Source organism: Paenibacillus pasadenensis, assembly GCF_023715725.1.
Classification (GTDB): Bacteria; Bacillota; Bacilli; order Paenibacillales; family Paenibacillaceae; genus Paenibacillus_O; species Paenibacillus_O pasadenensis_A.
On record NZ_JAMBOT010000004.1, the window covers coordinates 179,886 to 192,955 of the forward strand.

The 13,070-nt window shown below is 53.9% G+C and carries 12 protein-coding genes; 1 reads left to right on the plus strand and 11 read right to left on the minus strand.

Going from position 1 to position 13,070, the window contains the following annotated elements:
• Nucleotides 1-74: 74 nt before the first annotated feature.
• The 9 genes from M3223_RS12220 to liaF form a co-directional block, all read right to left on the minus strand.
• A complete protein-coding gene (locus M3223_RS12220; RefSeq protein WP_251561750.1) occupies nt 75-614 on the minus strand; it encodes a DUF2062 domain-containing protein in 540 nt (179 codons plus the stop codon).
• Nucleotides 614-1,564, minus strand: a complete 951-nt coding sequence (locus tag M3223_RS12225; RefSeq protein ID WP_251561752.1) for a 4-hydroxy-3-methylbut-2-enyl diphosphate reductase — start codon at nt 1,562-1,564, stop codon at nt 614-616. The genes M3223_RS12220 and M3223_RS12225 overlap by 1 nt, the downstream gene beginning before the upstream one ends.
• Before the next feature lie 78 nt (nt 1,565-1,642).
• The gene (locus tag M3223_RS12230) at nt 1,643-3,124 is read right to left on the minus strand and encodes a sensor histidine kinase (RefSeq protein ID WP_251561755.1); all 1,482 of its coding nucleotides are present in this window, start codon (nt 3,122-3,124) and stop codon (nt 1,643-1,645) included.
• Between the two features lie 3 nt (nt 3,125-3,127).
• Nucleotides 3,128-3,823 (minus strand): response regulator transcription factor, encoded by a 696-nt coding sequence (locus M3223_RS12235; protein ID WP_251561757.1) that lies wholly within the window; start codon nt 3,821-3,823, stop codon nt 3,128-3,130.
• Nucleotides 3,824-3,956: 133 nt separating this feature from the next.
• Complete coding sequence (locus M3223_RS12240) at nt 3,957-5,615, minus strand: S1C family serine protease (protein WP_251561759.1); 1,659 nt, start codon at nt 5,613-5,615, stop codon at nt 3,957-3,959.
• 180 nt (nt 5,616-5,795) lie between these two features.
• Entirely contained in the window at nt 5,796-6,215 is a 420-nt protein-coding gene (locus M3223_RS12245) for a YugN family protein (protein WP_251561761.1), read from the minus strand.
• A gap of 161 nt (nt 6,216-6,376) precedes the next feature.
• Complete coding sequence (locus tag M3223_RS12250; protein ID WP_251561763.1) at nt 6,377-7,039, minus strand: response regulator; 663 nt, start codon at nt 7,037-7,039, stop codon at nt 6,377-6,379.
• Nucleotides 7,036-8,073 (minus strand): sensor histidine kinase, encoded by a 1,038-nt coding sequence (locus M3223_RS12255; RefSeq protein WP_251561765.1) that lies wholly within the window; start codon nt 8,071-8,073, stop codon nt 7,036-7,038. The genes M3223_RS12250 and M3223_RS12255 overlap by 4 nt, the downstream gene beginning before the upstream one ends.
• 10 nt (nt 8,074-8,083) lie before the next feature.
• The gene (gene liaF / locus M3223_RS12260) at nt 8,084-9,238 is read right to left on the minus strand and encodes a cell wall-active antibiotics response protein LiaF (protein WP_251561767.1); all 1,155 of its coding nucleotides are present in this window, start codon (nt 9,236-9,238) and stop codon (nt 8,084-8,086) included.
• 369 nt (nt 9,239-9,607) lie between these two features.
• Between liaF and M3223_RS12265 the strand changes: the two genes are divergently transcribed.
• Nucleotides 9,608-10,066: an Lrp/AsnC family transcriptional regulator gene (locus M3223_RS12265; RefSeq protein WP_251561769.1), complete on the plus strand. Its 459-nt coding sequence runs from the start codon at nt 9,608-9,610 to the stop codon at nt 10,064-10,066.
• Between the two features lie 42 nt (nt 10,067-10,108).
• On the opposite strand, the gene M3223_RS24645 is transcribed toward M3223_RS12265, so the two are convergent.
• Nucleotides 10,109-10,939 (minus strand): 3D domain-containing protein, encoded by an 831-nt coding sequence (locus M3223_RS24645; RefSeq protein WP_435368012.1) that lies wholly within the window; start codon nt 10,937-10,939, stop codon nt 10,109-10,111.
• Nucleotides 10,940-11,050: 111 nt separating this feature from the next.
• On the minus strand, nt 11,051-12,988 hold the full coding sequence (gene thrS, locus M3223_RS12275) for a threonine--tRNA ligase (protein ID WP_251561770.1): 1,938 nt from the start codon (nt 12,986-12,988) through the stop codon (nt 11,051-11,053).
• Between the last annotated feature and the right edge of the window lie 82 nt (nt 12,989-13,070).

The window sequence follows — 13,070 nt, forward strand, 5'->3', positions numbered from 1 at the left end:
CCTATAATTGTAAAATGAACCCTTCATGAACAAAAAAGCCTCCACGAATGGAGGCTGTACCGTACTTATACTACTCAAATCTCTGCAGGAGCAGCCGAAATCCGGCGCATACGGCGGCGCTCCTTGCGCTTGGCCTTCACATAAACAAGAACCGAGCGGACTGTTATGAACAGCAGCGCGCCGATCCATAATCCGTCCACAATGCCACCCACAATCAGCTTCAAATTCAGAAGCAGCATATGGTTAAACTTGTCGCCCACGAGCGGCAGATGCACCTCCATATGCGATGGCAGCACCCATCCGCCAACGGCTTTATGCAAATACACCAGCGGCAAATAAATGATTTTACCGAGCGCAAAACCGACCAGAGCTCCTGCCAGGCTGCCCCGCAGCAAATAGACAAGCGGAAAAATCAGAAAAAAAGCGAGCCCGTACGTGGGCAGCGTGAACATCTCGCAAAAAAAGCCGACTGAAAAACCCATCGCCACAAAGGTTGCGCCCCCTGGAGCCCGCAGCAGCTGCAGCAGCTTGAGCCGGGCCCAGCGCTTAGCGCTTCTTGGCAAGGAGCGGAATTTGGCCGGCGTTAAGCCGGACGTCGCCCGATGCGATTTCATTACGCGCCCGACTTCGCTTTGACTTTCGGCAGCAGCTTCGCCATATCGACTGTGCGCTTAAGCTCCCAGGTGTCCGGGTTGCTTTCGTCGTACTGCTCCAAAAATTGAATGACCTCGCGTGTAAGCGGCGTTGGTGTCGAAGCCCCGGAGGTGACGGAAACGCGTTGTTTGCCCTTCAGCCAATCCAGGTTCAGCTCGGACAGATCCGATATGCGGTAAGCCGGAACGCCGGAAATCTCCTCCGACACTTGAGCCAGCCGATTGGAGTTGTTGCTGCGGGGATCGCCCACGACGATCGTCAGCTCGGCTTGCCCGGCCTGATCCGCAACTGCCTCTTGGCGAACTTGAGTGGCAAGGCAAATTTCGTTATGAATTTCCGCATGCGGGTATTTCTCCAGCAGACGGCTAATCAGATGGCGAATATCCCATTGCGACATCGTGGTCTGATTCGTTATAAGAATCCGCTCGCCGGATACTTCGAGCAGGTCGATATCCGCATCGCGCTCGATTAGATGAACCCGATCGGGCGCAACGCCAACAGCGCCTTCCGGCTCCGGGTGGCCCTTTTTGCCGATATAGATGATTTCGTAATTCTCTGCTGTTTTCTCGCGAATGAGATCATGCGTTTTGGTCACGTCGGGGCAGGTCGCATCAACAACCGTGAGCCCTTTCTCCTTCGCCCTGCGGCGAACTTCCGGCGATACGCCGTGTGCAGTAAAAATAATCGTGCCGGACTCTACCTGTTCCAAAATGTCCAGCCGGTTTTCGCCGTCCAGCGTAATGATGCCCTCTTCCTTGAAGGCGTCGGTGACATGCGCGTTATGCACGATCATGCCGAGTATATAGATCGGGCGGGGCAAATCAAGGTTGCGCGCCGTTTGCAGTGCCAGCACCATCGCATCAACAACCCCGTAGCAATAGCCCCGCGGGGATATTTTGACAACTTCCATCGCAGTACCTGCCTTCCCGGCCGCCTTAGGTGAGTTGAACTCCCATGACGCATGCGGCCGCACTACCTCCAGTATACTCTAATTATCTGACACGGAAAAGGCGACGGGCAGCCACACCGTAAACGTTGTTCCCGCTCCGGGACTGGTATGAACTTCGACGGTGCCGTCATGTTCGGAAATGATCCATTGTGCGATCGACAGACCGAGTCCGGTGCCGCTTGTAATGCCGCGAGATTCGTCAGCCCGGTAAAAACGCTCGAAAATATGCGGAATTTGAGCTTCCTCCATTCCAAGCCCGGTATCCTGGATTTTCACCCCGGCCTGGCCTCCGTTCAGCACGGCTGTCATTCTGACGCTTCCCTCCGGCGTGTACTTGAAGGCATTTTCGATGAAAATAAACATCAGCTGCCGTAAATAATCGGCATTGCCGATGACGCCAACACCTTCTAGCGCAGTCAAATCTCCGGGCAGCCACACCGCTTTACGCGGCAGTAGCCCTGCACGTCGGACGACATCCTCCAGCAGCGGCAGCAGCTCGACCGGGCTTTTCTCCATAATAAAGCCGGCATCGGCGCGCGCCAGCGCCAGCAGATCGTTGACAAGACGCGACATGCGCCTCGCCTCGTCAGCAATATCCTTCATCGCTTCGCGGGACAACTCACGGCGCTGCGCTTCCTGCTCCGACAGCTGCACGGCTCGGCTGTCGCCATCCTCAAGCGCGGGAATCCACATTTTCTCCAGCAGATCAATATTGCCGCGAATGGTTGTGAGCGGGGTGCGCAGCTCATGCGATGCGTCGGACACAAAACGCCGCTGCGCGTCGTACAGCTCGTCCAGCTCGTTGTAGGCAAGCTCCATTCGGCCGAGCATACCGTTTAGTGTATTGGTCAAACGTCCCAGCTCATCGTTCGGCCCGTTCCAAACAATCCGTCTGCTGAGATCCGAGCCTTTATCAATCTGCTCTGCCGCCTGAATTACAACTTCAATCGGCCGCAGCGATTGGCGGGCCATAATGAGGCCTATGGTAAAGGCCAAAATAAGTCCGAGCAAAGAGGAAATGATCAAAATCGTGCGCAGCTGCTGCAGCAGATTTTCTTGGGTACCAACAAAAGCTCCGACCTGCAGCAGTCCGACGACCTGCTGATTTTCACTGCTGACAATCGCAACCTCATAAACATAAAATGGATTGCCTTCTACGCTAATCTTGCGGAAGCCATTCTGTTTTTTTACTTTGGACGGATCCTTTTCAAACGAAAATTTTAAATTATTTTGCAGCAAATTCGCTGAGCGCTGCGGATCCCGGTTGTTGAGGTAATTGACAATTTGAACAAAATATTCACCTTGCAAGTATGATGATGGAGCCATTCGGAGCTCGCCTGGATCATAGATGCTATTCTCAATAATTTGCTGTCCCAGCTGGCCTCCCTGCAGCTTCAGCTTTGCCTCAACATCGCTGTAAGTATTGTGGCTTAAAAAAAGATACACGGCTCCGCTAAGAACCAGCAGAACAAAAGCCAAAATGCCGCTGTACCATAACGTCAGCTTTAATCGGATGGACACGCGTCAGCTCACTCCTCCGCGAAGCACATACCCCGTGCCCCGCACCGTCTGGATCAACCGGCTTTCTTGACCGGCGTCCTCCGTTTTTTGGCGCAGCATCGCGATATAAACCTCCAGCACGTTGGATTCTCCGCTGTAATCGTAGCCCCAAATTTTGTCCATAATGGAGTCTCGGGTCAGCACCCGCTTCGGATTGTTCATGAAAAATTGCAGCAGATCAAATTCCTTGGCGGTTAGTTCAATGCGGCGTCCGCCGCGCAGCGCCTCGCGCGAGTCGAGATCGAGAATAAGGTCCTCGAATACGAGCCGGTTCGTCTCCTCCTCCAGCTTGTCCGGCTTGCGGCGCAGCAAAGCCCGCACGCGCGCAAGCAGCTCCTCCAGCGCAAACGGCTTAACCAGGTAATCATCCGCGCCGAGGTCCAAACCGCGCACCCGGTCGTTGATATCATCCTTGGCAGTAAGCATAAGGATTGGGACGGAGCTGCCGCTCTCACGAACGCGGCGGCATACCTCCCAGCCGTCGACCTGCGGCATCATCACATCCAGAATGAGCAGATGCGGCTCCAGACCGAGCAGCACCTTAAGCCCTTCGAGCCCGTTGCTGGCTGTCGTCACCTCGTATCCTTCAAAAGCCAGGCTGCGGCGCAGCATCGAAATAATTTTTTCATCGTCGTCTACGATTACAATATGCGGTCTCATGAGACCCCTCCTTACCCCTGCTACCATATTCTGTCTCATCTATCGTACCGCAATCCGGCCGCATGCAAAAGCGCAGGCCCGTTATCCGCCTGCGCTCCGCGAAGCCGCTGTGGAGCCGAACTCCAACTATTGCTTATTCCAGATTGAATTTGCTTTTGTCGCCAATCTCAATCTGCACTTGAATTTTTTCGCCTTTACGGATTACGTCGAGCACAACTTTGTCGCCGACTTTCCGTTTCTTAATTTCTGCTACTAACTCGTCACTCGTCGCATATTCTTTACCGTCAATGCCCGTAATGACGTCATATTGCGTCAGGCCGGCTTTGTAAGCTGGGGAATTAAACGTCGTGTCACGGACAATAGCGCCTTTGGTGCTTGGCAGACCCAAGTTTTGCTGCATTTCTTCCGTAATATTGGACAGCGTCGCGCCGATAAACGGAGTTGGCTGCGTTACATTTTGATTGTTTTTCAGCTGATCCAGCACTTCCTTGATCGTAGACGTCGGAATGGCGAAGCCGATGCCCTGCGAGTCTGCACTGACCGCCGTGTTAATTCCGATTACTTCACCTTTAGTGTTCAAAAGCGGGCCGCCGGAGTTGCCGCGGTTGATGGAAGCGTCCGTTTGAATCAAGTTATGGTACGTGCGAGGCTGGCCTGTGCCGCTCTCATCGCCTGCTTGAATCGTACGGTCAATTGCGCTCAGCACTCCTGCGGTTACCGAATGGTCAAAACCGTTCGGGTTGCCGATTGCAACAACCTGTTCGCCGATTTCCATCGCTCCCGAATCGCCGAGCGGAAGGGTAGGAAAATCTTTGCCGTTCACTTTTTCGACCTTCAGAACAGCCAAGTCAAGATCCTTGCTGGAGCCAAGCACTTTAGCAACGAGCTCTTCGCTTTGGCCCTGAACTTTAATTCTGACTTCCTCCGCTCCTTCAATAACGTGCTGGTTCGTCAGAATATAACCTTCCTTGTCGAAGAAGAAGCCGGAGCCGAGACCGGTTTCCTGCAGCTCTCCGCCTTGACCGCCTTGACCGCCTTGTCCGTCTTGGCCTCCTTGACCGCCCTGGCCGCCTTGACCACCGAACTGATCACCGAAAAATTGGCGGAAGAACGGATCGTCATACATATTGTTGCCGGAGTTGCCGCTGGAGTAAGTCGTGATCAGCACCACAGCCGGCGAAGCGATTTTGGAAACGTCCGCCACGCTAAGCGAGCCGTTGTTCGCGTTCGATTCATTCTTGCTTTTATCCGCTGCCGGTACATTGTTGCCCTGGCCGGACAGAGCCGTCTGCGGAGTGTCGCCGGTAAACCAGTTGTCCGTGTCGGCTTTCCACATTAGACCGCCAATTGCCAGCACTCCCGCCAAAAACGATACTGCCGCCGTGCGGAACATGCTGCCGCCGCGTCTTTTGCCGCCGCCGCCTCCTCCTCCGGTACCCTGCCATTCTCCCTTGCCTGCGGATGATGCCGGGACAAAGGGACGAAGCTGACGCGGAGGGGTTACAACAACATCGTTAGGCTGCTGAGCCTCTTCCCCTTGGCTCCGGTTAACAGGACGGCTGTCGCGATACTCTCGTCCGCTGTCTGCCGGCTGGCCCTGTTTGAAAGGACCGTAGGAATAATAGTAGGAAGAGCCATCTTGCGAGTTTTGCCGTTCAGCGCTTTCCTGCTCCATATTGTCCTGGGCGTAATCATCTCTATCATTCCGAGCTTCTCTTTCTTCCTGCTGCTCGCTGCTTCTTCCAGCCTCGTTACCATTCCAAAACTCGTCATACCGTTTACGATCGTCCATGTCTATTCCTCCTAAGATGTCATCTATAAATTGCATCGTTTCAGTAGCTCAACTGGTCATGTACCTATCTTGCACAATCTACCTTAAAACAAACTGAAAATGGGTTTAAAGCAAAATAAAAACCTTTAATCCTGTTTATTTAGGATCAAAGGCTTCTATTTTGCTTCCGGAATACTAGGTTTATCGAGCCGTAATAAGCTGATCCTCTGCGCGGCGTATTTGCTCCTCCGCCATCCCAATCCATTTGTCATGCACTTCGGCGTCAGGATCGACCGGAGCCTGGAACTGATCGAATAACGCTCCAATTGTCCGCGCCTGCGCCGCCGGATCATTGCCTTCCCGGTATAAATGGCGCAGCACATACGGCGTTGTCAGCTTAACGGAGGCGTCGTTGTCCTCCGTCTGGTCATCAATATTGCCGCGCAGAACTTCAAAGCCGAGGCGCAGCCAAACCTTGTTCTCTTCGTCCAGGTTCAGGTCGAACGAGCCGCTTCCGTAATCCCAGTTGCCGCCAAGCACAAAGCCCTGTTTTTCCAGAACGCGCTTGATCTGCACAAAATCATGCTCGCTTCCCTCCAGAGGGGAATGAATCGCAATCATGGGCACCTCTCCTTGTAAGCCTTATTAGCGTCAGCATTCCCTGACGGAACCCAGCTTATGTGCGGATTAGGAGGAGAATGGCATCGTCACCGGATGGATTGGATTGAAGTCCGGTGATCAGAGCGCGACGCACGACGCATTTAAGCTCAAAGCAGCCGAAGCTAGCTCTTCGCCCAGCCCTTCCGGTGCGCATAGACGGCCAATTGAGTCCGGTCCTCCATCTCGCATTTCATAAGCAGGTTGCTTACATGGGTTTTAACCGTTTTGATGCTAATATGAAGCTCCTCGGCAATTTCTTTGTTGGCCCTGCCTTCGGCAATAAGCAGCAGCACTTCCTTTTCACGCTCCGTCAGACCTTCGTCGACCCCTTGCGCGGAGCGCTGGCGCAGTCCGCGGGTCAACGCCTGCGACACATCCGCCGTCATAACAGGCATTCCCCGCAGCGCGCCCGTCAGCGCATACACGAGCTCCTCGGAGCTGACCGTTTTGAGCACGTAGCTGACCGCGCCTGCTTCCACGGCGGCAACAACCTTTTCATCCTCCAAAAAGCTGGTGAGCAGCACAATGCGCACGGATGGATAAGCTTCGATCACGCGTCTCGTCGTCTCCACGCCGTCCATGCCCGGCATCATCAGATCCATCAGCACCAGGTCCGGAAGACCGCCTTCCAAGCCTTTTTCCAGCAGCCGTAGCGCATCCTCGCCGCTGCCCGCTTCAGCAACAACCTCGAATTTAGGCTCCAGCATCAGATATGTTTTTAAGCCCATCCGCACCATATCGTGATCGTCTACGATCATTACGCGATAAGTATCCGTTCCTGTCATCCTTCCGTCCGCTCCTCTGCTCCATAATTGGGTAGCGATACCCGAATGCGGGTTCCGCCTCCCGGCTTGCTTATAATTGCAGCGTCTCCGCCAAGCTGGAGCGCCCTTTCCTGCATCGTCGACAACCCGTAGGAGCCGGGTCGCACTTGATCGGCCCGGAAGCCGAGCCCGTCATCCTGCAGCAGCATCGTTAAGCCTGACCGCGTATCCGACAGCGTCAGCGTCACACTGTTCGCTTGGGCATGTTTCACTACGTTTGCCATTGCTTCCTGCACGATCAGAAACAGCTGATGTTCCTTTGCCTCGGAAATGGTGCCTTTTACACGCCAATCCAGCTCGCCCTGAAGGCCATTCTGGCGGCAGTAATCAGGAAACCATCGTTCCAGCGCATCCTCGAGCGACCGGCCTTCCAGCTCCAGCGGACGCAGCTGGGCAATCAAGCCGCGCATCTGCTTCTGGGCATGGGAGCTCATCGTAATGAGCTGCTCCATCACCTGATCTCCGCGCTCCGGACTGATCGATAGCAGCTTGGGCAGAGAGGAAGCCGACATATGGATCGCAAACAGCTGCTGGCTGACGGTATCATGAAGATCGCGCGCCAGCCGTTTGCGTTCCTCAAGCACCGCCTCTTCATTAGAAGCAGCCTGTTCAAGCACATGCATCTCATTTTGCCGCTGCATGACCTGAAGCCTGCGCTCCAGCTTCCCGGCCAGCTCATTAAATTCCGCATATACTGCCGCCAGCATGTAGCCTTCACGCTCCGGCAAACGAATGGTCAGATCGCCTTGAGCCGCCTGCTTAAGCGCCAGATGCAGCGCATCGATGCGCGACTGCTGCCTGCGCCCGACTCCGTAACCAAAAGCGAGGCTTGTCAGCAGAAAAACGAAGGTGCCGACCAGCCATAGCTGCACCATCGTGGCATGCTGCATCAATTGATGTTTGATGCTGTATATAATGCTCCAAGGCAGCACAGAGCTGATGATGAAAAACATCACCAGCTCCAGTCTGCCGCTCCGCAAAAGCTTAACCATCATATTCGATTTGTCACCCGACCTTTGTCACGCGCACATCGCCGATAAATGTGCTGCATACAAGCTTAATTCTCCTCTCGCTCTCGCGAAAATCCGGGCTTGCCGTATCGTTATGGCTGAACATGCCGCCTTCCTTGCGGCCAAGCACCTTGGAATCGCCGATGAAGGCGCTGGACACAACCTGAATGCCGACGTCGGGATCGTCCGGGAGAAACACTTTAACATCGCCTATAAAAGAATTAATCGTAATGCGGGTCTCGCCTGGCGCGATATTGGCCCGGGTCAGGTCAAGCACGGTATCTCCGATAAAATGTGAAATGTTAAGCGGAACAAGGTCCCAGTAGTCATGCCCCAAATGAATATCGCCGATGAAATTGGAGCGTGTTTGCACATTGGGATCGGTATTCCACCACTCCGTCCGGCCCGGACGCCCTTTTTTGCCATGATGGTGCCCGTTGTCGCCTTGATGCTCCCACCAGCGGCAATCCGTGCGATGATGCGGCGTATGACCATGGTGGCCTCTTCGGCCGCCTCGGATATCTCTGGCCGCATCCCGCAAATCCCCGCGCATATCCCGCATATCGCGTTTCAGATCCCGCTTCATTTGTTTGATATCTTCTTTCCAGTCCCCTGTTTCTCTGCCGCCATACCGTTGCTGCTGCTCGGAATTATCCTGCGGCGGCGGATACTCTTCATGCGGCATGCCGTTAACATTGTCCCCGCCGTCTTTTTTCAGCGGATCGGGATGAAGCGGCGGCGCTTGCGGCACGGAGTCAGGAAAGGAATTATAGGAGGTCCACTCCTCTTCATGCGGCGTTTTGCGCTTGTTGCGATCGGAACGGGAAAAAATCATCTTCAAGCCAAACAGGATGATCGCCACCGGAATTAAGTAGCGAATGATATCTCCGAATTCCAGATCGGTGTAACCGGTATTCCGTGCGAGCATTACAGCGGCAAACGCCGTTAAAATCAAACCGGGCAGCAAAGCTCCGTTCAAAAGCATGGACAATCCGACGAGCAGCGGAGCAAGAGGCCAATATTGGCTGACAAAATCCCCGATATCGAGGGGCTCGAATCCGAACAGGCCCGTCATATGAAGAAGGAAGAGCAAGCCGGTTCCGACAATGGCAAGTCCGAACAACACCTGGTTCAGTTTGGATTGATTCATCTATTACACTCCTCGAAGTCGCCTTAATGACTAAAGTATACCTTATGCTCATTCTCCCCTCTAGAGGCTGACGGTTGATCCTGTACTCGGTCTCCAGACGGAGAGCAGGTCCGGCTTTTATCTAACATTAATCTAACAGGGAATAAAATCCAACCAAAAGTTCTAATAAGCTCAATTCGGGTTTCATAACGGCGCAAAATGAACGAGCTCCGTCTTTATATTTGTCATTCGATTACGTTAAAGCTTCGATTTCATGCCTAGTGTTGCCGATCGAAATGGAAAAATGTCTATTCATCGCTTCATCAATATGTTATGTTTGTTTACATGAGTAGCTCCAGACCTTTAAATTGAAAGGAGTTCGGCGAGACTATGAAGCTCCCCCATCTGGATGATATCGATCAGCGAATCATACAGCTTCTTCTAGAGAACGGACGGATGCCTTACGCCAAAATCGGGGAGACGCTCAGCCTATCGCGGGTTGCCATTCAAAAAAGAGTGGAATCGCTGCTTGAGAGCGGCATCCTGGAGCATTTCACGGTTCGAGTCAATGTTTCGAAGCTGGGCCGGACCGTATCCGCTTTTTTTGAGGTTCAGGTTGAGCCTCGCTGCGTCGATGCGGTGGGCCACCAGCTGTCCCAGGAAGCGCAGGTCGTCAATATTTATCAAATGACCGGCTCCAGCACTTTGCATGTCCACGCGCTGCTGCGCGATGAAGAGGAGCTCGAAATGTTCCTGTACGACAAGCTTTATGTGCTGCAAGGCGTCGTTAACGTGGAAACGCAGCTGATGATTAAAAAGTATAAGTCAGCCAGCGGGCTTGATGTTTAAATCCATCTAAAGCAAAAAGAAGCCTCCCGGCGCCGGGAGGCTTTAGCTTTTTTGTTCATTCAAAGGCAGGCCTTTGCCTGCCTTCATCGATTGATTCAGCCGGTTCAAGGTATGCTGGTCCAGCTTGCCGCTGCCCATTTTGAGCACCTGGACTGTCACCTGTTTTTTTCCCCATTCCCGGTAAACCTGCTTAATCGTGTCAAAATACAAATCGATCCGATGACCCTTTATTTTGGAGCCTGTGTCGGCCACTACGCAGTAACCGTAATCAGGCACATATAATATCGTGCCGATTGGAAGCACATCCGTATCGGCAGCAATCGTTGACACCTGACCTCGTCTGACCTTAACGCCGGAGCGGGTGATGCCGTAAAGCGGATGGCCCGGCCTTTTGCCCGTTGATTCTATTCCGGCCGTATATCCTGTAGCGAGCACCGAAATGGATTTGATCGGATTCATCTCCGGCTTATTGCCGGTTTTTTTGGCTACTGCCTTTTCCGGCAGGGCAGGCTTGGGCTTGTCCTTCCGGTGCGCGCCCGTCCGCTCCAAGCTGATGAGCTTACCCGCTGCCGCAGGCTGAACGGGCTCGGAGCGCAGGCCAACGGGCAGGAGCAGCCGGTTCAAGGCCCGCTTATCAGCGGCTGCTATTGCACCCGGCCTCTGTACGCTGCGGAAGCTTTGTTCTGATTTTGTATGGGGTTCCTTACGCAATGGCGAAAGCGGCTCCGCTTCTTCGTCCGCAACCGCTGTGACGAGCCCCGCAGCCAAACAGGCTATTGCGATCAGGGATACGAGAATTCCGTAACTAGCTGATTTGAAAAAATGGTTATTGAATCTGATGAATTTTAAGCTGTTCAAAAAGCCTTTCGGCATGGATGCAACCTCTCCTTTAAACGGAGGTTACCCGCTGCCGGGCTTATTTATTCAGCTTTTGTCGAAAAAGGGCGCTTCCGCGAGGAAGCGCCCTTTCAAGATTGCATAAAATTAAACTTTTTTGCTGCGGATTTCCTCGGCCAGCTCACCGGCAAGCTCCGCTACCGGGCGAGCGCCGATATCGCCTTCGCCGCGTTTACGGACGGATACCGTTCCGGCTCCCGCTTCGTTTTCGCCCACGATAAGCATATATGGAATCTTCTCCAGCTGCGCCTCGCGGATTTTGTAACCAAGCTTTTCGTTGCGCAGGTCGCTTTCAACGCGGACGCCGGCTGCAAGCAGCTCTTCCTCCACCTTGCGGGCGTAATCCTCATATACTTGAGATACAGGAATAATACGAGCCTGCTGAGGGCTCAGCCACAGCGGCAGCGCTCCGGCGAAGTTTTCAAGCAGAAACGCCGTCATGCGCTCCATCGTGCTGATGATGCCGCGGTGAATGACGACCGGACGATGCTTTTTGCCGTCCTCGCCGACATACTCCAGCTCAAAACGCTCCGGCAGCAGAAAGTCCAGCTGCGCCGTTGAGAGCGTTTCTTCTTTGCCAAGCGCCGTCTTGATCTGCACGTCGAGTTTTGGACCGTAAAACGCCGCCTCGCCTTCCGCCTCGAAAAACGGCAGCTCGAGCTCCTCGACAACCTCGCGCAGCATGCGCTGGCTCATTTCCCACATCTCGTCGTTCTGGAAGTATTTCTCCGTGTCCTGCGGATCGCGGTACGACAGACGGAAACGGTATTCCTTGATGCCAAAGTCCTCATACACTTTGCGGATCAGGTTCACGACGCGCGCAAATTCTTCCTTGATCTGATCCGGACGGCAGAAAATATGCGCGTCGTTAAGCGTCATTGCCCGTACGCGGTGCAAGCCCGTCAGGGCGCCGGACATTTCGTAGCGGTGCATCGTGCCAAGCTCCGCAACGCGGATCGGCAGATCGCGATAGCTGCGCATATCGCTTTTGAACACCATCATATGGTGAGGACAGTTCATCGGGCGAAGCACCAGCTCTTCGTTGTCCATCGTCATTTTCGGGAACATGTCCTCGCTGTAATGCTCCCAGTGGCCGCTCGTTTTGTACAGCTCAACATTCGCCAGCACCGGAGTGTAAACATGCTGGTAGCCGAGCTTCTCTTCCAGATCGACGATATAACGCTCCAGCGTGCGGCGTACGCGCGCGCCGTTTGGCAGCCAAATCGGCAGGCCTTGGCCGACTTCCTTGGAGAAGGTGAACATTTTCAGCTCACGTCCGAGCTTGCGGTGATCCCGTTTTTTCGCTTCCTCAAGAAAATGCAGATGCTCGTCGAGCTGCGCCTTTTTCGGAAAAGCCGTGCCGTAAATGCGCTGCAGCATTTTATTTTTGGAATCGCCGCGCCAGTAAGCGCCGGCAACGCTGAGCAGCTTAAACGCTTTAATTTTGCCCGTCGATGGCAAATGCGGGCCGCGGCACAGGTCGAAAAACTCGCCCTGATCGTAAATCGAAATAACGGCCGATTCCGGCAGATCGCGGATAAGCTCCAGCTTAAGCGGATCTTCCAGCTCGCTGAAAATACGAATCGCTTCTTCACGGCTCACTTCGCGGCGGCGGATCGCCAGATCCTCCTTGACGATGCGTTCCATTTCCTTCTCGATTTTCTCCAAATCCTCCGGAGTGAGCGACTGCTCCATGTCGATGTCGTAATAGAAGCCGTCCTCGATAACCGGTCCGATGCCAAGCTTAACCGTTTTATCGCCATAGATGCGCTTGATTGCCTGGGCCATAAGATGGGCCGTGCTGTGACGGTAAACCTCAAGACCGTCCGCCGAATCCAGCGTAACGATTTCCACGAGGGAACCATTTGTTACCGCTTCGTTCAAATCGACTACTTTGCCGTCCAGCTTGCCCGCTACAGCGTTTTTGCGCAGGCCTGAGCTAATCGAGGCTGCTACATCGTCAATTGTCGCACCCGCGTCGTAAGAGCGGGACGCTCCATCGGGGAGCTTAATTTCTACTGCCATAATTGCTATCGCCTCCATGAGTATGATCTCAGGGACGCAAAAAAGCACTGCGTCCCGCAAAGGGACGAGTGCTGTCGGTTCA

Coding starts and splice junctions, on each gene's coding strand:
- M3223_RS12220 (WP_251561750.1), bottom strand. CDS start 614: ATGAAATCGCATCGGGCGACGTCCGGCTTAACGCCGGCCAAATTCCGC.
- M3223_RS12225 (WP_251561752.1), bottom strand. CDS start 1,564: ATGGAAGTTGTCAAAATATCCCCGCGGGGCTATTGCTACGGGGTTGTT.
- M3223_RS12235 (WP_251561757.1), bottom strand. CDS start 3,823: ATGAGACCGCATATTGTAATCGTAGACGACGATGAAAAAATTATTTCG.
- M3223_RS12240 (WP_251561759.1), bottom strand. CDS start 5,615: ATGGACGATCGTAAACGGTATGACGAGTTTTGGAATGGTAACGAGGCT.
- M3223_RS12245 (WP_251561761.1), bottom strand. CDS start 6,215: ATGATTGCGATTCATTCCCCTCTGGAGGGAAGCGAGCATGATTTTGTG.
- M3223_RS12250 (WP_251561763.1), bottom strand. CDS start 7,039: ATGACAGGAACGGATACTTATCGCGTAATGATCGTAGACGATCACGAT.
- M3223_RS12255 (WP_251561765.1), bottom strand. CDS start 8,073: ATGATGGTTAAGCTTTTGCGGAGCGGCAGACTGGAGCTGGTGATGTTT.
- liaF (WP_251561767.1), bottom strand. CDS start 9,238: ATGAATCAATCCAAACTGAACCAGGTGTTGTTCGGACTTGCCATTGTC.
- M3223_RS12265 (WP_251561769.1), top strand. CDS start 9,608: ATGAAGCTCCCCCATCTGGATGATATCGATCAGCGAATCATACAGCTT.
- M3223_RS24645 (WP_435368012.1), bottom strand. CDS start 10,939: ATGCCGAAAGGCTTTTTGAACAGCTTAAAATTCATCAGATTCAATAAC.
- thrS (WP_251561770.1), bottom strand. CDS start 12,988: ATGGCAGTAGAAATTAAGCTCCCCGATGGAGCGTCCCGCTCTTACGAC.